The 19,638-nt window shown below is 61.7% G+C and carries 18 protein-coding genes; 9 read left to right on the plus strand and 9 right to left on the minus strand.

Annotated features, from left to right (window positions below; genetic code table 11):
* Window positions 1–70: 70 nt before the first annotated feature.
* Together C8N35_RS12505 and C8N35_RS12510 are read right to left on the minus strand one after the other, a co-directional pair.
* The gene (locus C8N35_RS12505) at window positions 71–520 is read right to left on the minus strand and encodes a DNA polymerase III subunit chi (RefSeq protein WP_107990051.1); all 450 of its coding nucleotides are present in this window, start codon (window positions 518–520) and stop codon (window positions 71–73) included.
* Between the two features lie 525 nt (window positions 521–1,045).
* Window positions 1,046–2,545: a leucyl aminopeptidase gene (locus C8N35_RS12510; protein ID WP_107990052.1), complete on the minus strand. Its 1,500-nt coding sequence runs from the start codon at window positions 2,543–2,545 to the stop codon at window positions 1,046–1,048.
* Window positions 2,546–2,979: 434 nt separating this feature from the next.
* Here C8N35_RS12510 and lptF point away from each other — a divergent pair, with 434 nt between their 5' ends.
* From lptF to rsmA, 6 genes are all read left to right on the plus strand, one after another.
* Window positions 2,980–4,167, plus strand: coding sequence for an LPS export ABC transporter permease LptF (gene lptF, locus C8N35_RS12515; protein WP_107990053.1), 1,188 nt, complete (start codon window positions 2,980–2,982; stop codon window positions 4,165–4,167).
* Between the two features lie 3 nt (window positions 4,168–4,170).
* On the plus strand, window positions 4,171–5,265 hold the full coding sequence (lptG, locus tag C8N35_RS12520) for an LPS export ABC transporter permease LptG (protein WP_107990054.1): 1,095 nt from the start codon (window positions 4,171–4,173) through the stop codon (window positions 5,263–5,265).
* A complete protein-coding gene (locus C8N35_RS12525) occupies window positions 5,265–7,682 on the plus strand; it encodes an LPS-assembly protein LptD (protein ID WP_210203505.1) in 2,418 nt (805 codons plus the stop codon). Before lptG ends, C8N35_RS12525 begins: the two co-directional genes overlap by 1 nt.
* A gap of 205 nt (window positions 7,683–7,887) precedes the next feature.
* Complete coding sequence (locus C8N35_RS12530; RefSeq protein ID WP_210203506.1) at window positions 7,888–8,874, plus strand: SurA N-terminal domain-containing protein; 987 nt, start codon at window positions 7,888–7,890, stop codon at window positions 8,872–8,874.
* An 8-nt stretch (window positions 8,875–8,882) separates the two neighbouring features.
* Window positions 8,883–9,887, plus strand: coding sequence for a 4-hydroxythreonine-4-phosphate dehydrogenase PdxA (gene pdxA / locus C8N35_RS12535; RefSeq protein ID WP_107990055.1), 1,005 nt, complete (start codon window positions 8,883–8,885; stop codon window positions 9,885–9,887).
* Window positions 9,887–10,729, plus strand: coding sequence for a 16S rRNA (adenine(1518)-N(6)/adenine(1519)-N(6))-dimethyltransferase RsmA (rsmA, locus tag C8N35_RS12540; RefSeq protein WP_107990056.1), 843 nt, complete (start codon window positions 9,887–9,889; stop codon window positions 10,727–10,729). The genes pdxA and rsmA overlap by 1 nt, the downstream gene beginning before the upstream one ends.
* Before the next feature lie 47 nt (window positions 10,730–10,776).
* Here rsmA and gmk read toward each other — a convergent pair whose 3' ends face one another.
* The 7 genes from gmk to fabD all read right to left on the minus strand — a co-directional run bounded on the left by gmk (window position 10,777) and on the right by fabD (window position 17,679).
* The gene (gmk, locus tag C8N35_RS12545; RefSeq protein ID WP_245926771.1) at window positions 10,777–11,436 is read right to left on the minus strand and encodes a guanylate kinase; all 660 of its coding nucleotides are present in this window, start codon (window positions 11,434–11,436) and stop codon (window positions 10,777–10,779) included.
* Between the two features lie 5 nt (window positions 11,437–11,441).
* Window positions 11,442–12,326, minus strand: coding sequence for a YicC/YloC family endoribonuclease (locus tag C8N35_RS12550; RefSeq protein WP_107990057.1), 885 nt, complete (start codon window positions 12,324–12,326; stop codon window positions 11,442–11,444).
* Between the two features lie 125 nt (window positions 12,327–12,451).
* Entirely contained in the window at window positions 12,452–13,627 is a 1,176-nt protein-coding gene (gene mltG, locus C8N35_RS12555) for an endolytic transglycosylase MltG (RefSeq protein ID WP_107990058.1), read from the minus strand.
* A 496-nt stretch (window positions 13,628–14,123) separates the two neighbouring features.
* Window positions 14,124–15,389: a beta-ketoacyl-ACP synthase II gene (gene fabF, locus C8N35_RS12560; protein ID WP_107990291.1), complete on the minus strand. Its 1,266-nt coding sequence runs from the start codon at window positions 15,387–15,389 to the stop codon at window positions 14,124–14,126.
* A 71-nt stretch (window positions 15,390–15,460) separates the two neighbouring features.
* A complete protein-coding gene (locus tag C8N35_RS12565; RefSeq protein WP_107990059.1) occupies window positions 15,461–15,697 on the minus strand; it encodes an acyl carrier protein in 237 nt (78 codons plus the stop codon).
* A gap of 278 nt (window positions 15,698–15,975) precedes the next feature.
* Window positions 15,976–16,713, minus strand: coding sequence for a 3-oxoacyl-[acyl-carrier-protein] reductase (gene fabG / locus C8N35_RS12570; RefSeq protein ID WP_107990060.1), 738 nt, complete (start codon window positions 16,711–16,713; stop codon window positions 15,976–15,978).
* 18 nt (window positions 16,714–16,731) lie between these two features.
* The gene (gene fabD / locus C8N35_RS12575) at window positions 16,732–17,679 is read right to left on the minus strand and encodes an ACP S-malonyltransferase (RefSeq protein WP_107990061.1); all 948 of its coding nucleotides are present in this window, start codon (window positions 17,677–17,679) and stop codon (window positions 16,732–16,734) included.
* Window positions 17,680–18,102: 423 nt separating this feature from the next.
* On the opposite strand from fabD, the gene rpsF reads away from it, so the two are divergent.
* The 3 genes from rpsF to rplI all read left to right on the plus strand — a co-directional run bounded on the left by rpsF (window position 18,103) and on the right by rplI (window position 19,563).
* Complete coding sequence (rpsF, locus tag C8N35_RS12580) at window positions 18,103–18,546, plus strand: 30S ribosomal protein S6 (RefSeq protein WP_107990062.1); 444 nt, start codon at window positions 18,103–18,105, stop codon at window positions 18,544–18,546.
* Window positions 18,546–18,794, plus strand: a complete 249-nt coding sequence (gene rpsR, locus C8N35_RS12585; protein WP_107990063.1) for a 30S ribosomal protein S18 — start codon at window positions 18,546–18,548, stop codon at window positions 18,792–18,794. Before rpsF ends, rpsR begins: the two co-directional genes overlap by 1 nt.
* Window positions 18,795–18,951: 157 nt before the next feature.
* Window positions 18,952–19,563, plus strand: a complete 612-nt coding sequence (gene rplI, locus C8N35_RS12590; RefSeq protein ID WP_107990064.1) for a 50S ribosomal protein L9 — start codon at window positions 18,952–18,954, stop codon at window positions 19,561–19,563.
* The last annotated feature ends 75 nt before the right edge of the window (window positions 19,564–19,638 follow it).

The following is a 19,638-nucleotide window of genomic DNA, read 5'->3' on the forward strand; positions in this document are numbered from 1 at the left end:
AGTCCTGCGGGAACGCCCGTTCAACTGCTCTTCGCCGGATGCCATGGGCAGCCGCGCAGGCCGGGATCGCTCACGCCTTCTTTGAGAAACCCCCGCTTTCGTTTTCCTGCCAATAGGTCACAGCGTGCCCCGCCGACCGCGCCTCTTTCCAGCGAAGCCGGGCATCGACGACGGACTGTTCATCGTTTCCATCGAAGATATAGACCCCGCGTTCATAAGGGCTCAGATCCGGCGGAACGGCGCGATCGACCAGAAACCGAACATTCGCCTGATTGGGGTTTTCGAGCCCATCCGTCAGATAGACGGGTTGATCGGCCTCCCGTCCATCCGATGCCGTGCCATGAGGCAGAAAGGCATCCTCTCGGTAGGTCCACAGGTAACCATCCAGCGCGTCACGACGCTCCGTGCTGCCGCTTTGCACGACAACCCGCCACCCCCGATCCAGCGACTTCTCCAACAAGTCGCCAATCACACTCTCCAGTGTGCGCCGCTGAAGATGGTAGAACAGCACTTCGCTCAAACCTTCCCCCAAAATTCTTCAGAAAATGAAGCCACTTCGCCTCAAATCGGTTATAGAGGCGGCGCTGGGTCCGACCGGGTGTACCGCCCACCGTCCGTGATCGCACGAGTGCGACACTCGGGCAACAGGCGACGACGATCTTCACGACCAATCCGTGCGAATGAGAATTCGCCGTTGCGCGAGATCATCATTAACGCAATAGACACCGTCCGGCCTCAGCATCTGCCCGGCGGCGCGAGGGTGATTCAGGTCACATGCGTGCGGCGCCAGGCTCGCTAGGATGCCATTTGTAATCGCTTTCAGGGTTCGATCATGTTCGTTCGTCTTTGCCTGTTCGTCGCTCTTGTCGCAGGGCTTACCGGTGCCGTTGCCGGAATTGGTGCCGTCGTGACGGATGAGGCGAGCGCCTGCCAGGCATACAAGGCCTGCTGATTTAGGCCTCACAGCCAACAGGCTCCTTCATCAAAAAGCCCGCCTCGCGAACCGCGAAGCGGGCTTTTCTTTTTTCACATGGCAAAGGCCCGGTCAGGCCTCGTAGTGATCACGCACCAGGCGGTCCAGCAAGCGCACGCCGAAGCCCGACGCCCACGACTTGCTGATCTCCGTCTCCGGCGACCCCATCGCGGTGCCCGCAACATCAAGATGGGCCCAGGGGACATCGTTGACGAAGTGCTGCAGAAACTGCGCTGCGGTGATCGAGCCGGCAGGACGGCCACCCGTGTTCTTGATATCGGCGAACTTCGCCTCGATCAGCTTCTCGTATTCGGGACCGATCGGCATGCGCCACACCTTCTCACCAGTCGCCAGGCCGGCGGCGGTCAGTCGGCCCGAAAGCTCGTCGTTGTTGGAGAAGAGGCCCGCATGGTGATTGCCCAGTGCGATGATGATCGCACCGGTCAGCGTCGCCAGATTGATCATGAAGGCGGGCTTGAAACGATCCTGCGTGTACCAGAGCGCATCAGCCAGAACGAGCCGGCCTTCGGCGTCTGTATTGATCACCTCGATTGTCGTACCCGACATGGCGGTGACGATATCGCCGGGGCGCTGCGCATCCGCATCCGGCATGTTCTCCACCAGACCGATCACGCCGATCGCGTTGACCTTGGCCTTGCGTGACGCGAGCGCATGCATGAGACCGGTCACGGCGGCCGCACCGCCCATGTCGCCCTTCATGTCCTCCATGCCGGCGCCCGGCTTGATCGAGATGCCGCCCGAATCGAATACGACCCCCTTTCCGACGAAGGCCACCGGTTGCTGCTGCGACTTGCCACCCTTCCACTGCATGATGGCAAGCTTCGGGGGACGGACAGAGCCACGCGCCACGCCGAGCAGCGCATGCATGCCCAGCTTGGACATCTCTTTCTCGCCCAGAATCTCGACCTCGACGCCGAGCTTTTCCAGAGACTTTGCCTTCTTGGCGAATTCCTCAGTGCCGAGCACGTTCGCCGGCTCGTTGACGAGATCGCGGGCAAGAATCGCGCCATCGGCAACGCCTTCCGCTGTTTCCCAGAGCTTCGCAGCGCCCGCGTGATCGCTCACGCAAATCGTCACTTTCGCACCCTTGGGCTTGTCCTCGCCGTTCTTCGCCGTCTTGTATTTGTCGAACGAATAGCCCCTGAGCTTGGCACCGATGGCAATGTCGGACGCCTGCTCCGCGGTGATTTCCTTGCCGTCGGGAAGCTCAAGATGAATCGATGCGTGCGTCGTCTTGGCCGCCGCAATTGCCCCCATCGCCGCCCCACCGAGACGAAGCCAGTCGAATTCGGAAAGATCGCCCGCCTTGCCAAGGCCGACCACGGCGATACGCTCCAGCTTCACCCCGGCCGGGGCGACGATATCGAGGCCCGCCATCGCAGCGCCTTTATAGCCTGCGACCTTCATCGCCCGCGTGATGGCGCCGTCGCTGGCTGCGTCGATCTCACTCGCCGCGGCTCCCAGCGACAGCGATTCATCGGTAAACACGACCGCCACCCCCTTCTTCGGGACTGCGGGTTTCGAAAAGCCAATGCTCGGAAGCTCTGCCATGTCGGATATCCAGACCTTGCTCGTTCAAGAAACGTGTCGACAGACATAGGCCACGTCGTGCCGTTTAGCAAAGGTCCGCCGGGCACCAGATCCGGGCTAGCGATCTGAGCCGATTGAGCAACAGTGGCCGGAACGAAATTGTTAACCCTGTTTCTTGAGAGCGTCTTCATCCGAAATCGTGTTAAATGGAACGGGAGGCGGAAACCGTATCCATAGACGGGTCTTTCCGAAGTTTCGCGCGTGGTTTTCCGTCGGGGGATGGCGGCTTTTCGCGAAACGTGTCGTCCGTGCCGGTTCATGACGCCGATTGACCGCACGCTGCATTTGACTACAAGACGATGCCCAAATGGGGAAAGCGGCATCGCATGTGCATGCAGGATCTGCGTGCATCACCAACTCTCCAGGCCGAGACAGGGACGGTCTTCGGACGCACTATGAAGACAATCGAGCGCTACATCCTGAGACGAATCTCGGGCGCCTTCCTGCTTGCATTCGGCGCCATGATCGGCGTCGTGTGGGCAACGCAGGCGCTGCGGCAGCTGGATCTCGTCACGGCCAAGGGCCAGACCATCGTCCAGTTCCTGAAGATGACCATGCTCGCCCTGCCCTTTCTTGGCGTTATCGTTGCGCCTTTCGCGCTCGCCATTGCACTCATCATCGTGCTGAACGCCTTGAACAGCGACAACGAACTGGTGGTCATCAACGCGACCGGCGCCGCGAAGACAAAGGTGCTCAAGCCGGTGATGGCCTTCGCCTTCCTGCTGAGCGTACTGACGCTGATCGCCTCACTCTGGGTTTCGCCGGCCGGCCTCGCACAGCTTCGCCAGGAACTGACCCAGGTTCGCGTTGATCTCGTCGCCAACATTGTGCGCCCCGGGCGCTTCATCGAAGTCGATGACGGCCTGACCTTCCACATCCGCAACCGATCGGGTGACGGCACTCTGGAAAGCCTGATGATGGACGACAGGCGAGACCCCGAGACCACCTTCACCTATCTTGCACAGAAGGGGCAGGTCGCCGAGATCGCGGGCCGCATGCTGCTTGTCATGCATGACGGCACCATTCAGCGGCGAACCAATGAAACCGGCGCGATCTCGATCGTGAAGTTCGAATCCTATGCCTTCGACCTGACGAGCCTGATGCCTCAGGCTTCGGCACCGACCTTCAAGCCATCCGAACGTACCATTGGCGAGTTGCTCAACCCGCCTGCCGACGACAACTACTACAAGAGGTATACGGAGCGCTTTCACGCCGAAATTCACGACCGCTTCGCCGTCGCGCTCTACCCGCTGGCGTTCGGGATGATCATTTTCGTGTTCCTCGGTGAAGCCCGCACGACCCGACAAAGCCGGCATACCGGCGTTCTGGGCGCGCTGTTTGGCTGCGTTCTCGTTCGCGTCGCCGGATTCGGCGCCACAAACCTGGCTGTTTCCGATCCAGACATGGTGCTCGCGATCTATCTCGTTCCGCTCTCCGTCATGGGGCTTTCCGCCCGGCTGGCGCTTTCGGATGCCCGCCCCGTGTGGGTGCGGTTCATCGGACGTGCGGTTCACGGCGTCGTTGGCACCATCGAATCCACCGCTGAACGCATTACATCGCGCTTCGCGAACGGACGGACGTGACGCATGACGGTTGGTTTGACCCTTTGGCGCTACTTCGCGATCAGATTTCTCATCGCGATCCTGGGATTGTTCCTGTTCGCAGCGGTGCTGATCTTCATCTTCGATTTCCTTGAACTCGTTCGCCGCGGTGGCGACCGGGAAGGCTTCACCGTGCTCCGCGTCGCGCTGATATCGCTGCTGCGCATACCGGTCCTCCTGGAACAGGTCCTGCCTTTCGCAACGCTGTTCGGCGCGATCCTCGCTTTCGTGACCTTGAGCCGCAGCCTCGAACTCGTCATCGCGCGCGCGTCCGGCATGTCGGTCTGGCAATTCATCGCCCCCGCCCTGATCGTTGCCATCTTTCTGGGTGCGCTCGCGATCGTGGCCTACAATCCCCTGGCGGTCGCCTTGAAGGACAAGTCCGACCAGCTCAGCGTGGATCTTTTCGGCAATCAGGAGAAGGTGTTGCTACAAGCCTCCAACAATGCCTGGCTGCGCCAGGACGGACTGGACGGCGAAACCATCCTCCATGCCAGCCAGTCGACCGATCAGGGCCTGCATCTTTATGGCGTCACCATCTTCGCCTTTGATAAAAAAGGCATTTTCCGCGAACGCGTGGAGGCAAAAGAAGCGACGCTCGGCGATGGCGCGTGGCATCTCAAGGATGCAATCGTCTATACGGCCGACGATGACCCAAAGACCTACGCGTCCTATCTGGTCTCCACCTATCTCGGTCCCCTGGAGGTGCGCCAGAGCATCGCATCTCCCGAATCGGTTTCGTTCTGGGACCTTCCCAGCCTGATCGAACTCGCGCGCAGAGCAGGATTGCCAGCCTACCGCTACACCCTTCAATACGAGACATTGTTCGCACGTCCGCTACTGCTTGCCGCAATGGTGCTGATCGCGGCAGCAGTTTCCCTCAGGGTATCGCGTTTTGGCGGTTTAGGACGAATGATTCTGGGTGGAATATCAGCGGGGTTCGTGCTTTATGTGCTCACTGAACTTGCGAAGGATCTTGGTGGTGCCGGAATCGTGTCTCCGGTGGTCGCCGCGTGGTCTCCGGGGATAGTAGCGACTTTGATGGGTTTCACGATCCTATTGCATCAGGAGGACGGCTAGTGTCGGGTTCGTCCGTTCTCCCGCCCAACAGGGTCGGCGTCCGACACCCTGGCCGTGCCTTCGGGTGCGGGCTTAAGGGCGCGTTGCGCGGCTCCATTTCGCTTGTCGCGGTGCTGGCCGTTCTGGCCTCGGCGCCGGGTGCTGTTCTTGCGCAGGCCCAGGACGACAGCACCATCGAGAAGATGCTGACGCGCAATGCGGATCCGAAATCCCAGATGCTGCTGGAGGCAACAGAACTCGAGTACAATTTCGACAAGGACATCGTTTCCGCGATAGGCGACGTCCAGATCTATTACGAAGGCAACACGCTGGAAGCGGACCGGGTCACACTGGATCGCAAGAAGGCGCGCCTCTACGCGACTGGCAATGTCCGCCTCACGGAGCCGGAAGGCAACGTGATCGAGAGCGACAGTCTGGAACTCAGCGACGATTTCCGAAATGGCTTCGTTCGCCAGCTCCGCGTCGAGACGATCCAGCGCACCCGTTTCACCGCCGAGAGCGCCGAGCGCAAGAACGGTGAGACGACAACGTTCAAGAACGGCATCTACACGGTCTACACCAAGCCGACCAATCCTCCGGACAAGCCGCCGCTTTGGCGCATCAAGGCGACCAAGATCGTCCACAAGGAGAAAGAGCGGACGGTCTATTACGAGGGCGCGCGTCTGGAATTCTGGGGCGTGCCGATTGCCTATCTGCCCTTCATGTCGCATCCCGATCCCACGCTGAAACGCAAGTCGGGCTTTCTGACGCCCACGACCGTCTATGACGAAAAGGTCGGCGTCGGCGTCTCCGTGCCCTATTACTGGGTACTGGGACCGGACAAGGATCTGACATTTACCGCGACGCCATTGTCCAAACAGGGGCCTCTACTGGAGGCCATGTGGCGCCAGCGGCTTGAAAACGGCAAGTATTCCATCTCGCTCGCCGGCATCCACCAGGCAAAACCTGAGAATTTCTCCGGTTCTTCGGGGGATCGCGAGTGGCGCGGATATGCGAACACCAAGGGCGAATTCACGATCAACGAGCGCTGGAAATGGGGCTGGGACCTTTCCCGCATGTCCGATCGCGCGTTCGTCAAGGATTATGAGATCGACAGCAACAGCGACGCGTTGACATCCAGCGTCTATCTGACGGGATTGAGCGAGCGCAACTACTTCGATGTCCACGCCTACGCCTTCCAGATCACGCAGGAAGACGATCCGGACTCCGGTGACGCCAACGCAGGTGCGCCGTTCTCCGATGTTGGAGCAAACCTGCAGGACAAGCAGCCCATTGTTCATCCGGTCATCGACTACAGCTACATCTGGGACAACCCCGTGGTCGGCGGTGAGCTGTCGTTTGCGGGCAACCTGACAAGTCTCACCCGGAACGAGACAGATGCCTTCGCCTATAACGGCATTCGTCGCTTCCGTGGTGTCGAAGGCACGTTCACACGCACTTCGGTGAAAGCGCAGTGGAGGCGGACCCTGATCGATCCGATCGGTCAGATGTTCACGCCGTTTGCCTACGTGAAGGCGGATCTCTACTTCCTGCAGTCGGCGGACAAGAATGTTTCCACGCTGACCGACGAGGCGTTCGTTGCCCGCGCAATGCCCGCCGTGGGACTGGAATACCGCTATCCCTTCCTGATCACCACGGGCGGTTCCAGCCATGTGATCGAGCCCATCGCTCAGATCATCGTGCGCCCGTCGGAGCAGCGGATAGGCGAATTGCCGAACGATGACGCACAAAGCCTCGTGTTCGATGACACCAATCTTTTCCAGTGGGACAAGTTCTCCGGCAACGACCGCTCCGAGGGTGGTACGCGCGCCAATGTGGGCTTCCAGTACAAGGGCCAGTTCCATGGCCTGGGCTCGGTCAACGCCCTGTTCGGCCGCTCGTTCCATATCGCGGGTACGAATTCCTACGCGACGGACGATGTGCTGGCGACGGGAACGAATTCGGGTCTGGAGTCGGATGACTCCGATTACGTCTCGCGCGTCTACTTCGACACCAACCTCGGCCTGCGCTTCGGCGCACGGGCGCGCTTTGACAACGACAATTTCGCAGTCCGTCGGGCTGAGGTTCAGGCGAGCGGCACACGCGGCCCATTCAGTGCGTCTCTTGGCTACGCCTTCCTCGGTGCCAAACCCGCACAAGGGATCGATGACGATCGCGAGGAGATCCTCGGCGCGGGTTCTTTGCGACTGCTGACGAACTGGCGCGTTTTCGGCTCCGTACGCTACGATCTTCGCAACTCCACGACGGTGCGTGATGCTGTCGGGCTTGGTTACGACGATGAAGGCTTCTCTGCCTCGCTTGCCTACGCCGAAGACCGCAGCCGCAACGACGGAGATCCCGTGGACAAGACGATCTACCTGCGCATCGGTCTGCGCACGTTGGGCGACACCCAGCTATCGACCAACGCCGATCGATAGTCCGCAGTTCTCGCAGGGTGTTTTCGGGATGCGGCCGACTGCGTTATATTTCCGGGAGATCGTGCGCGCAGGCGCCTAGCTTTCGCCACACCAAGCGGGCAACGAAGTCCGCAAGAAACGCCGGGAACCGGCGTCCTCAGCAAAATCGGGCCGCGACGGCCATCTGACAGATAAAGACGACCGGCGCGACAAGGGAGACGTGAAGATGATGCCGACGACAGCAGACCTTGCGGGACGCAAGCGGGCGAGATCCGCCGTTTCGCATTGGCTTGCCGCGCTCTTTGCAGTCGCGCTCGCCGGTGGGATTCTGGGTGGCATACCGCTCGTCGCGAATGCGGCGACGAGCATCAAGGTCATCGTGAACGACCAACCGATCACCAACTACGATATCTCCCAGCGCGCCCGTCTCATCCAGCTCACAGCGCGCAAATCCGCCGGGGTTTCCCAGCGTATGGCGCAGGATGAGTTGATCGAAGAGCGCCTGAAGATGCAGGAAGCAAAGCGTCGCGGCGTATCGGTTTCGGATGCGGAGGTCGAGCAGGCCTTCGCCCGTATCGCGAGCCGGACGAAAATGTCCCCCAAGCAACTCGGCGCCGCGCTCTCGCGTTCCGGTGTGAACCCCTCGACGCTGAAGGACCGGATCCGGACCGAAATCATGTGGCACAATGTTGTGTTGCGCCGCTTCCGCGCGCAGGTGAACGTCTCCGAGCAGGATGTCGTTGCCGCGATGTTGAAGCAGGACAAGGATAAGGTCGACGTCAGCAAGACCACCGAGTACACGCTTTCGCAGGTCATCTTCGTCATTCCCAAGAACGCATCCGCTTCGTTGAAAGCCCAGCGCAAGAAGGAAGCGAACAGCCTTCGCCACCGCTTTACGGACTGCGATAGCGGTCTCAAGTTCGCGGAAAGCCTCAAGGAAGTTGTGGTCAAACCTGTCGGTGTGCGCCTCGCACCGGAACTGCCGGACGAGGTAATCCAACTGCTCAAGGATGTTCCGTCGGGCCATCTGAGCACGCCTGTGGAGACGGGCAGCGGAATTTCGGCTTATGCTGTGTGCAAGAAGCGCGAAATCGATAGCGATGCCGGACTGCGCACTCAGATCAAGGACGAGTTGCGCAACAAGGAGGGGCAGATGATGGCCCGTCGTTATCTGCGCGACCTGCGCCGGGATGCCGTCATCGAATACCGCTGAGGCAGGAAATGCCACTCGTCGTCACCATGGGCGATCCCGCAGGGATCGGTCCTGAATTGCTGCTGGCCGCCTGGCGTAACCGCGCCGAATTCGGCCTGCCACCATTCTATGTCCTCGCCGACCCCGACGTCATGCGAACCCGGGCGCGAGATCTCGCCATCCACGTTGGCGTGGCCACTTGCACGCCGGAGGAAGTCGAGCAGTGTTTCGCCAGCGCCCTCCCCGTCGTCACCCTTGAAAACCGGGCGGATACACGTTCGGGCGCGGATGCGCCAGCTTCGCCGGACGCCGTGGTGGAAGCGATCGCAACCGCCGTCGCGCACGTCAAGGCCGGGCTCGCGACAGGCATGGTGACGTCACCGATCACCAAGAAGTCTCTCTATGCGGCCGGTTTCAAATATCCTGGCCATACCGAGTATCTCGGCGCGCTCGCCGCCACCCATTGGCCGGACGAGCCGGCAGCCCCGGTCATGATGCTGGCGGGTCCCGATCTCAGAACGGTTCCCATCACCGTCCACATCCCGATCCATGCCATTCCCCAAGCCTGGTTGAAAGAACGCATCATCGAGGTTGCGCGGATCACGGCTAGGGACCTTGAAACCCGCTTTGGCATCGCCACCCCCCGCCTGGTACTCGCCGGTCTCAACCCCCATGCGGGAGAAGGCGGAACCATCGGTCACGAGGACGAGACGGTCTCGCGTCCGGCGGTGGAGCAACTCCGCGCGGAAGGCATCGATATCGCAGGTCCCCTGCCCGCAGACACCCTGTTTCACGCCCGCGCTCGCAAAGGCTATGATGCGGCGCTTTGCGCCTATCACGATCAGGCGTTGATACCGGTCAAGACCCTGGCGTTCGACGAGACCGTGAACGTGACGCTCGGACTTCCGTTTGTTCGAACCTCGCCAGATCACGGCACAGCGTTTGATATCGCGGGAAAAGGCATCGCAAGACCGGACAGCCTCGTCGCGGCCATCCGGCTCGCGGATCAACTCTCCAGGGACCACACCCGCTGATGGCGCAGATAGACGGCCTTCCTCCGCTCCGCGACGTCATCCGCCGTCACGGGCTGGACGCCAGGAAATCGCTTGGTCAGAACTTTCTGCTCGATCTGAATCTGACGGCCCGTATCGCACGCTCCTCCGGACGTCTTGACGACATCACCGTCATCGAGGTCGGGCCGGGGCCCGGCGGGCTTACGCGAGGGCTCCTCGCGGAAGGTGCGGCGAAGGTCATCGCAATCGAGAAGGATCGCCGCTGCCTGCCCGCCCTGGAAGAGATCGCCGCCGCTTATCCCGGCCGGCTGGAAATCATCGAGGATGACGCTCTCGCTGTCGACATGGCGGGGCTTGCCGAGGGGAAGACCCGCATCGTCGCGAACCTCCCCTACAATGTGGCAACACCGCTTTTGACCGGCTGGCTGGAGGCTTCCTGGCCGCCGTTCTGGGACTCCCTCACCCTGATGTTCCAGAAGGAAGTCGCAGAACGCATCGTTGCCCATGCGGGCGACAAGGCTTACGGCCGGCTCGCCGTGCTGGCAGGTTGGCGTACTCACGCGGAAATCGTCCTGAACCTGCCGCCGCAGGCTTTCACGCCGCCGCCGAAGGTCTCCTCCGCCGTCGTTCAGCTTGTGCCCCGGGCCGTACCGCTGGCATGCGATATCAAGGTGCTCGCACGGGTCACCGCAGCCGCCTTCGGGCAACGGCGCAAAATGCTTCGCGCCGCGCTGAAGTCACTGGGTGGTGACACGCCCGGTCTGATCGAAAAGGCTGGCTTGAACCCGACCGCCCGCGCGGAGGAAATACCCGTCGAAGGGTTTGTGGCGCTTGCCAACGTCTTCCAGCAACAAACGCCCTGAACGGCAACACCTGGCAGACAAAAGACCGCCAGAGGCCAGAGCGCGTCTCAGGCTTCCTGTTGAAGCTGGTCCACGAAATATTCCATGCCGAGATTGCGCTCGCGACGGCGGCGCTCGGCGCAGAGAATTTTCTGAACATCCTGAAAAGTCTGGTCAAGATCGTCATTGATCAGAACGTAGTCGTACTCGTTCCAATGCGAGATCTCCGTCCGTGCGTTCTGAAGCCGGCGCTCGATCACTTCGGCGGAATCTTCAGCTCGTCTCTCCAGCCTGGACCTCAGTTCTTTCATAGAGGGCGGCAGGATGAAGACGGAAGCCACGTCAGGCCGTGCGGCATCAAACAGCTGGAGCGTCCCCTGCCAATCGATGTCGAACAGGATGTCGTTCCCGTTGGACAGCGCGGTCTCAACCGGCGCCCTCGGCGTGCCGTAGAAGTTGCCATGCACTTCCGCGGACTCCAGCAAATCGCCATCCTCGCGCATGGAAAGAAACCGCTTCTTGGAGATGAAGTGGTAGTGCACGCCGTCGATTTCGCTCGGCCGCCGCTCACGCGTGGTGACTGAGACCGATAGCATCAGTTCCCGATCGGATTCGAGCAGGCTGCGTGCGATCGTCGACTTGCCCGCTCCCGAAGGCGACGACAGGACAAACATCAGGCCTCGGCGATGGGTTTCACCGGCCTTGCGGGCTTCCGGAGTGGCGGACATGGCTTCTATTCCAGGTTCTGGATCTGCTCGCGCAGCTGATCGATCGTGGTCTTGAGATCAAGACCGATCGCCGTAAGCGAGGTATCGTTGGCTTTCGAGCACAAGGTGTTGGCCTCCCGGTTGAACTCCTGCGCCAGGAAATCCAGCTTACGGCCAATCGGCCCGCCACTGGCGATCAGATCGCACACGGCCGCCACATGGGCCTTGAGACGGTCGAGTTCCTCGCGGATATCCGCCTTCGTCGCCAGCAGAACAGCCTCCTGATGGAGCCGTCCCTCGTCGAACTCACCATGCTCCATGAGTTGACGAACCTGCTGGGCGAGCCGCGCGCGGATCCCGTCCACCGAGCGTGCGGGACAGTTCTCGGCGTCCTCTGTCAGGCTCGCGATCCTGGTTACATGGCCTTCGATCATACGCTGGACCGCATCGCCTTCGGACTGCCGCATGGAAACGAGATCTGCGAGCGCCGTTTCGAAGGAGGCCAGAACCGCGGCGTGTTGCCTGGCGCGCTCTTCCTCTCCGATTTCGCTTTCCTGAACCTCGAAGACGCCCCGGAATGACAGGATCCCTTCCGCCGTAGCAGGCGCCGCCCCTGTCCTCCGGCGGATCGCCTCCAGCGCCTCGATAACCGCCTCGAGCGCGCTGTCATTGATCCGCGGCACGATCTCGCCGGCCTCTCGGTGTACCGACAGCGTGATATTGACGTTTCCGCGCGCAAGCGCCGCGCCAACATTCTTGCGCAGTGCCGGCTCGAGACTGTCGAAGCCATTCCCGAGCCTGAAGCGAACGTCGAGCCCCTTGCCGTTGACCGAACGCAATTCCCACGTCCAACGGATCGCTCCATGCGTACCTTCGGCACGGGCGAATCCGGTCATGCTCGCTAGGGTCATCGTGTCTTTTCTTCTCTTTTGTCAGCGGATATGCCGGATCGCCGAGATCATTGAAACTTCGTTCTGATTTGGACGTGTCCGGGCCATGCAACAACCCACAAGAGAGGAGCCCTCCCGGTACAGGTTCAGTTCGATCCACTCTCTGGCTTCGCCTCGGGCTGAATCACGCCCGGTGTATCCGTTTCGGTTTCCGCGTCCGCTTTTTCCGCCGGCTCTGTGGCAGCCGCATCGCGTCTGGCCTTTTCCGCCTCGCGCCACCGCCGAACGTTGCGTTGATGCTCCTGAAGCGTTTCCGCGAAGAGATGCCCGCCTGTCCCGTCAGCCACAAAGAACATTTCCTTGGTCCGGGATGGATTGGCCACAGCTTCCATCGCCTTGCGTCCGGGATTGGCGATCGGCCCGGGCGGCAGTCCGCGGATCTGGTAGGTGTTGTAGCGGTTGGGAGCGTCTTTTTCGCTCTTCAGGATCGTGCGCGAACGCTGCCACGCCTCGCCGCCATGTAGGCCGTAGAGGATCGTGGGGTCGGAATCCAGTCTCCAGCCCTGCTTGAGCCGGTTTACGAAAACGCCGGCAACCCGTGGCCGTTCGTCCGCACGCCCGGTCTCCTTCTCAACGATAGAGGCCAGAATGACCAGCTCACGCGGGCTCTTGATCGGCAGGCCTTCCGAGCGCCGTTCCCAGATTTCCGCCAGCGCCTTTTCCTGCGCCCGGCGCATGCGCTCTATGATTTCCTGCCGCGTCGTTCCGCGGGTGAACTTGTAGGTTTCCGGCAGCAGAGATCCCTCTTCGGGCACTTCCGACAGCTCACCCGTCAGAACCGGATCGTCCTTGACGCGTTCCACAATCTGCGCGCTGGTCCAGCCTTCCGGAATGGTGATGGAATGCAGGATCGCCTTGCCAGCCACCAGCATGTCCATGACGTTGCGCATGCTGACACCAGCGGGGAAAAGATACTCCCCCGCCTTCAGCTTGCCGGCATTCTTGTAAAGCTGCACCCCGCCCATGAAGATCCAGGCCTGACCGATCACGCCGCTGCGATCCAGCGTATGTGCGATCGACTCAAGCCCGGATCCCGGAGCCACGATGATCGTCGTTTCCTGGGTCAGCGGTCCCTTGGCATCGAACTCACCCTTCCCCCAATAGAGCGTCCCGCCGATGGCGAGGACCACCAGAACCGCGAACGTCAGCGCGAAATTGAGGAAAACGACGAAAGGATTGCGCGCGCGCCGCGAACGGGCCGGCGGCTCGGGCAGCCGCTCTGGCTGGATCGCCTCACGCGGGCTCTTGGGTGCAGGCCGCATCGGGCTCGCGCTCTCCGCGGAAGACTGTGCCGACGCCTGGCTGTCCGGCGGGCCGGAAGACTGGGCGGTGTCGTTGGTAGACGTCTCTGTTTCTGACGAGGCCGGGGTTTGACCGTCCGAGGTTTCTGGCGTGTCTTGCATATGCGCGCTCTACCTGTTCGACGACGACACCCATGAGCCCCCGCGTTATCCGGGAAACCGGAAAGACACGACATTTCCGAGCCGAAGCGGTCGGAAATGTCGTGTCCGCCAAGGATACATCCCGTTGCCGGAATAGAGGCGGTTCGTGTCAATTTGCGGGTGGTGCGGACGCATTGCCCGCATCCTTGGACCGCATCCTTGGACGGACGAGAGGCGGATCCGGCGCGACGCGCATCGGCGACATCTCAGGTCCTGCCTGTCGATATCCAACGAGAACGGCTCCGCAGGAGCCCATTTCGCAGATGCACCGCACCGACATGGCCGGCGCGGCACCTGTTCAGTTTCGCCCGCGGGTCTAGTCGGCCACGCGGCGGAAAACCAGCGACGCATTCGTGCCGCCGAAGCCGAACGAATTGGACAGCACCGTATCAATCTGCATCTGCTTGGGCTTGTGCGCAACGAGATCGATGTCCGTCTCAATCGACGGATTGTCGAGATTGATCGTCGGTGGCGCGACATTGTCGCGAATGGCCAGGACGGAGAAGATGGCCTCCACCGCACCGGCCGCACCCAGAAGATGCCCGACCGAAGACTTTGTCGAAGACATCGTCAGCTTGCCGGCGGCATCGCCCATGAGACGGCTCACCGCGCCGAGCTCGATTTCGTCGCCGAGTGGCGTGGACGTACCATGCGCGTTGACGTAGTCGATATCGGAAGGGCCGATACCGGCGCGCTTCAAGGCCGCCTGCATGCATCTGTACGCGCCGTCACCGTCCTCGGCAGGCGCCGTGATGTGATAGGCATCGCCCGACATGCCGTAGCCAATGACTTCGGCATAGATCTTGGCACCGCGGGCCTTGGCGTGCTCGTATTCCTCAAGCACAACGCAACCGGCACCCTCGCCCATGACAAAACCGTCGCGGTCCTTGTCATAAGGGCGCGATGCGCGCTGCGGATCATCGTTAAACCCGGTCGAAAGCGCACGACAAGCGGCGAAACCGGCGAGAGCCAACCGCCCGATGGGCGATTCCGCCCCGCCAGCCACCATGACATCGGCATCGCCGAGCGCGATGAGGCGCGCCGCATCACCGACCGCATGGGCCCCCGTGGAACACGCGGTCACGACAGCGTGGTTCGGCCCCTTGAGGCCATGCTTGATCGAGACATGCCCCGAGCACAGATTGATCAAACGCCCCGGAATAAAGAACGGGCTGAGCCTGCGCGGCCCTTTCTCCTTGAGAAGAAGAGCATTCTGCTCGATCCCGAGCAGACCGCCGATACCCGAACCGATCAGCACGCCCGTGCTGATCTGATCCTCGTAGGTTTCCGGCTTCCACCCAGCATCCGCGAGGGCCTGATCGGCGGCGGCAACCGAATAGACGATGAAATCGTCCACCTTGCGCTGCTCCTTGGGCTCCATCCAGTCATCTGGATTGAAGGTACCATCGGAACCGTCGCCCCGGGGAATTTCGCACGCGACCTGACAGGCGAGGTCGGAGACCTCAAACGTGTCTGGCCGCCCGGCCCCGCTGCGTCCTTCCAGAATCCGCGACCAAGTGACATCGACGCCGCACCCAAGCGGCGTCACCATCCCCAGGCCAGTGACGACTACACGCCTCATCATCTTCCTTCCAAAGCGAAGATTGTCCGTTCCAGGCGACGCCCAAAGCCGCCGCCCGCACCGGTTCCGACTTAGGCGGAGTTCTTCTCGAGGAAGCTGACCGCGTCACCGACGGTCTGGATGGTCTCGGCCGCATCGTCCGGAATCTCGACGCCGAACTCCTCTTCGAAGGCCATGACGAGTTCAACGTTGTCCAGGCTGTCAGCGCCCAGATCATCAATGAAGCTCGCATTGTCCGTCACCTTTTCGGCGTCGACGCCAAGGTGCTCGATCACGATCTTCTTCACGCGCTCAGCAATGTCACTCATTTTCGATTTCCCTGATGGTCTTCAAGACACTCGGAACTGGCCACCTTATGAGCAAAGGACGCCCAGTCTGTTTGTTAAAAGCCCCGTTCGCATAATCCGGACGACAGGACAACTTAGCATCCCGCGTGCCCCGGTCGAGCCGAATAAAGGCCCGACCTTGCCGGCGGCGTATCGATCGGCCGGCGGCTAGGTAACACACTTTGTTTGCCTTGACCAGCCGCACACGGGGGCTGTTGGCAAGCCCCCGGAAGGCTCACCAAGCGGAGTTTTTTCTCCTGTTAAATCATAGCCATGCCGCCATTCACATGGATTGTCTGACCCGTCACGTAGGCGCCTTCGGTGCTGGCGAGGTAAACGGCCGCCGCCGCGATCTCGTCTCCGCTGCCCAGCCGGCCGGCAGGGATCGTCTCGAGAATCGATGTCCGCTGCTTTTCATTCAGCGCGTCCGTCATCGCGGTTTCGATGAAGCCTGGCGCAATCGTGTTAACGGTAATGTTGCGGCTCGCCACTTCACGGGCAAGCGATTTCGACATGCCGATAAGCCCCGCCTTCGCCGCCGCATAGTTGACCTGGCCGGGATTGCCGGTGACGCCGACGATCGAGGTGATGCCGATGATGCGACCATACCGGCGCTTCATCATGCCCTTGATCGCAGCCCGCGTCAGCCGGAACGCGGCCGTCAGGTTCACTTCGAGCACCTGATCCCACTCTTCATCCTTCATTCGCATGAAGATGTTGTCACGCGTGATGCCGGCATTGTTCACCAGAATGTCGAGGCCGCCCATGGCCGCCTCGGCGGCCGGCACGAGCCCGTCGACATCCTCGCGCGAAGAGAGATTGGCCGCAGCGACGTGCGCCCGCTCGCCCAGGTCGGAGGCGAGAGCGGCGAGCCGTTCCTCGCGCGTCCCGGACAGCGTTACGGTCGCGCCCCGGGCATGCAGCGCCCGCGCGATTGCCTCGCCGATGCCTCCCGTCGCTCCGGTAACGAGCGCGGTTTTTCCGGTCAGATCGAACATACGAACCTCTCTCGGTTTCTATTCCGTGGCGATGCGCTCAAGCAGCGCATCGATGTCTTCCGCGCCACCAACCGCGATCGCTTCAAGCGACTTGTCGATTCTCTTGGCCATGCCGGTCAGCGCCTTTCCAGAACCGATCTCAACGATGGTGGTCACGCCATTTTCAGCAAGCCAGGAAACCGACTCGCGCCAGCGAACCCGCCCGGTCACTTGTTCGATGAGCCGGTTGCGGATCTCCACGGGATCCGTGATCGGCCGAGCCAGAACATTTGACACCAACGGCACCACCGGTGCCACGATTTCGGTTTCCCCGAGCGCCTCGGCCATGACGTCTGCGGCCGGCTGCATGAGACTACAATGGAAGGGCGCGCTCACCGGCAGCAGCAAAGCCCTGCGCGCACCCTTTTGCTTGGCGAGATCGAGCGCGCGTTCGACAGCCGCGCGGTGGCCGGAAACGACCACCTGGCCGGGAGCATTGTCGTTGGCCGCCTCGCAAGCCTCGCCTTGGGCAGCGGCGGCGGCCACTTCGCTCGCCGCGTCGAAGTCGAGCCCGAGCAGTGCCGCCATGGCGCCCTCGCCCACAGGCACTGCCTCTTGCATCGCCTTGCCGCGCGTGCGCAGCAGCCGCGCCGTGTCCGCAAGACCGATGCTGCCCGCAGCAGCCAGCGCGGAGTATTCACCAAGCGAATGGCCCGCCACGTAGGCGACTGAGGACTTGAGGTCCAGCCCGCGCGCTTCCAGCACCCGCATGGCGGCGAGGCTCACGGCCATCAGGGCCGGCTGCGCATTGGTCGTCAGGGTGAGTTCGTCCTCGCGACCTTCCCACATCACCCGGCTCAACGCCTGGCCCAGCGCATCGTCCACTTCCTCAAAGACCGCGCGCGCTTCCGGGAAAGCCTCGGCAAGTGCCTTGCCCATACCAACCGACTGCGAACCCTGACCGGGAAAGGTGAATGCGATGCTCATGTGAACCGACGATCCCGTTTCTGTTGACCTCTGGACGACCCATGTTCGAAGGTCGCACATGTCTCCCGCCCCAAAAGCGTGCTCCGTCAACCGACAGACGAGCGGGCCACGAGGTTGGGCTTATGAGCGGTCACAAGGGGCACCTGTCAAGTCCGCAACGCCTTTTGCCACGGATTTTCGAGCTTTTTTTACGTTGAATTTCTGAGCGAAACGCGTATAGACACCGCTTCGAACGAAACCCCGGCTGGGGGCTGTACGGAAGGTCGCGGTACGACACCCTCCATTCTCAGGGTGCTGGCCGGACAGGATCCGAAAGGGATCCGACTTCCCGTGTCTCCGCTCTCAAAGACGTCCTGCAAGGCCTTTCCCAGGCTTTGAAGAGGCTTCGCGCCGGGTTTGGTTGCAACTTGAGGAAAGGCATTCATGGCCCTTTATGAACACGTGTTCCTGGCACGCCAGGACGTTTCCGCGCAACAGGTCGAGCAGCTCGTAGAGCAGTTCAAGGAGATCATCACCAATGGCGGCGGCACCGTCGGCAAGGTGGAGAACTGGGGCCTGCGCACCCTCGCCTACCGCGTGAACAAGAACCGCAAGGCGCATTACACGCTGATGAACATCGATGCGCCGCACCCCGCGGTCGCCGAAATGGAACGTCAGATGCGCCTCAATGAAGACGTGCTGCGCTTCCTGACCCTGAAGGTCGACGAGCACGAAGAAGAACAGTCCGCGATGATGCAGAAGCGCGACCGTGACGACCGCCGTCGCGGCGGCCGCGGTGATCGCTTCGAGCGTGATGGAGGCGGCCGCGGTGGTGACCGTGATCGCGGCCCGCGCCGTTCGGACCGTGACAGCGAGGAGAAGAACTGATGATCGATATCGCACAGCTGCCGACCCGCCGGCCCTTCTTCCGCCGTCGCAAGACCTGCCCGTTCTCCGGCGCCAACGCCCCGAAGATCGACTACAAGGACATCAAGCTGCTGCAGCGCTACGTGTCCGAGCGCGGCAAGATCGTGCCGAGCCGGATCACGGCGGTTTCCGCCAAGAAGCAGCGTGAACTGGCCCGCGCCATCAAGCGCGCCCGTTTCCTGTCCCTGCTGCCCTACGTGATCAGCTAAGCCACGGGAGAGCCGGACCTTTGTCCGGCTCTCCCGCATCGGCCCGGGCGTCGTGTGCCGCCGGGCCCCTCTGGGACAGAGCCGGAATTCTTCCGCGACCTGCCCCTAACCGACCAGCCAGCCGGCATGGCGGGACAGACGGATAGGAGTATCCAAAATGCAAGTCATTCTTCTCGAGCGCGTCGCGCGCCTCGGCCAGATGGGCGACACCGTGCGCGTGCGCGACGGTTACGCACGCAACTACCTGCTGCCCCAGGGCAAGGCGCTTCGCGCGACCAAGGCCAACGAGAAGCGCTTCGAAGGCGAGCGCGCCCAGCTCGAGGCCCGCAACCTGGAGCGTCGTCAGGAAGCCGAACAGGTCGCAGTCAAGCTTGATGGCGCGAGCTTCGTTGTCATCCGCTCCGCGGGTGCGACCGGTCACCTCTACGGCTCGGTTTCGACGCGCGACATCGCCAACGAACTGACCGAGGGTGGCTTCTCGCTGTTGCGCAGCCAGGTTCGCCTCGACACGCCGATCAAGACCATCGGCCTGCACAGCGTCGTCATCGTGCTGCACCCCGAAGTGGAGGTGAGCGTTCAGGTCAACGTCGCCCGCTCGGATGACGAAGCCGAGCGTCAGGCACGCGGTGAGGATCTCACACAGCGCGAAAACGACGCTTTCGAGTTTGAGGAAGACGAAGAAGCGGAAGGTGAAGAGGGCGATGAAGACGCGGTTGAAGGCGAGGCCGAAGATGCCGTTGCCGACACCGAGGAAGCCGACGAAGCCTGATCTAACCACTTGAATGGTAAGTTCTCTTACCTAGAAATTGAACGGCGCCCTTCCGGGGCGCCGTTTTTTTTTGCG

It is taken from the genome of Breoghania corrubedonensis (assembly GCF_003053845.1).
Lineage (GTDB): Bacteria > Pseudomonadota > Alphaproteobacteria > Rhizobiales > Stappiaceae > Breoghania > Breoghania corrubedonensis.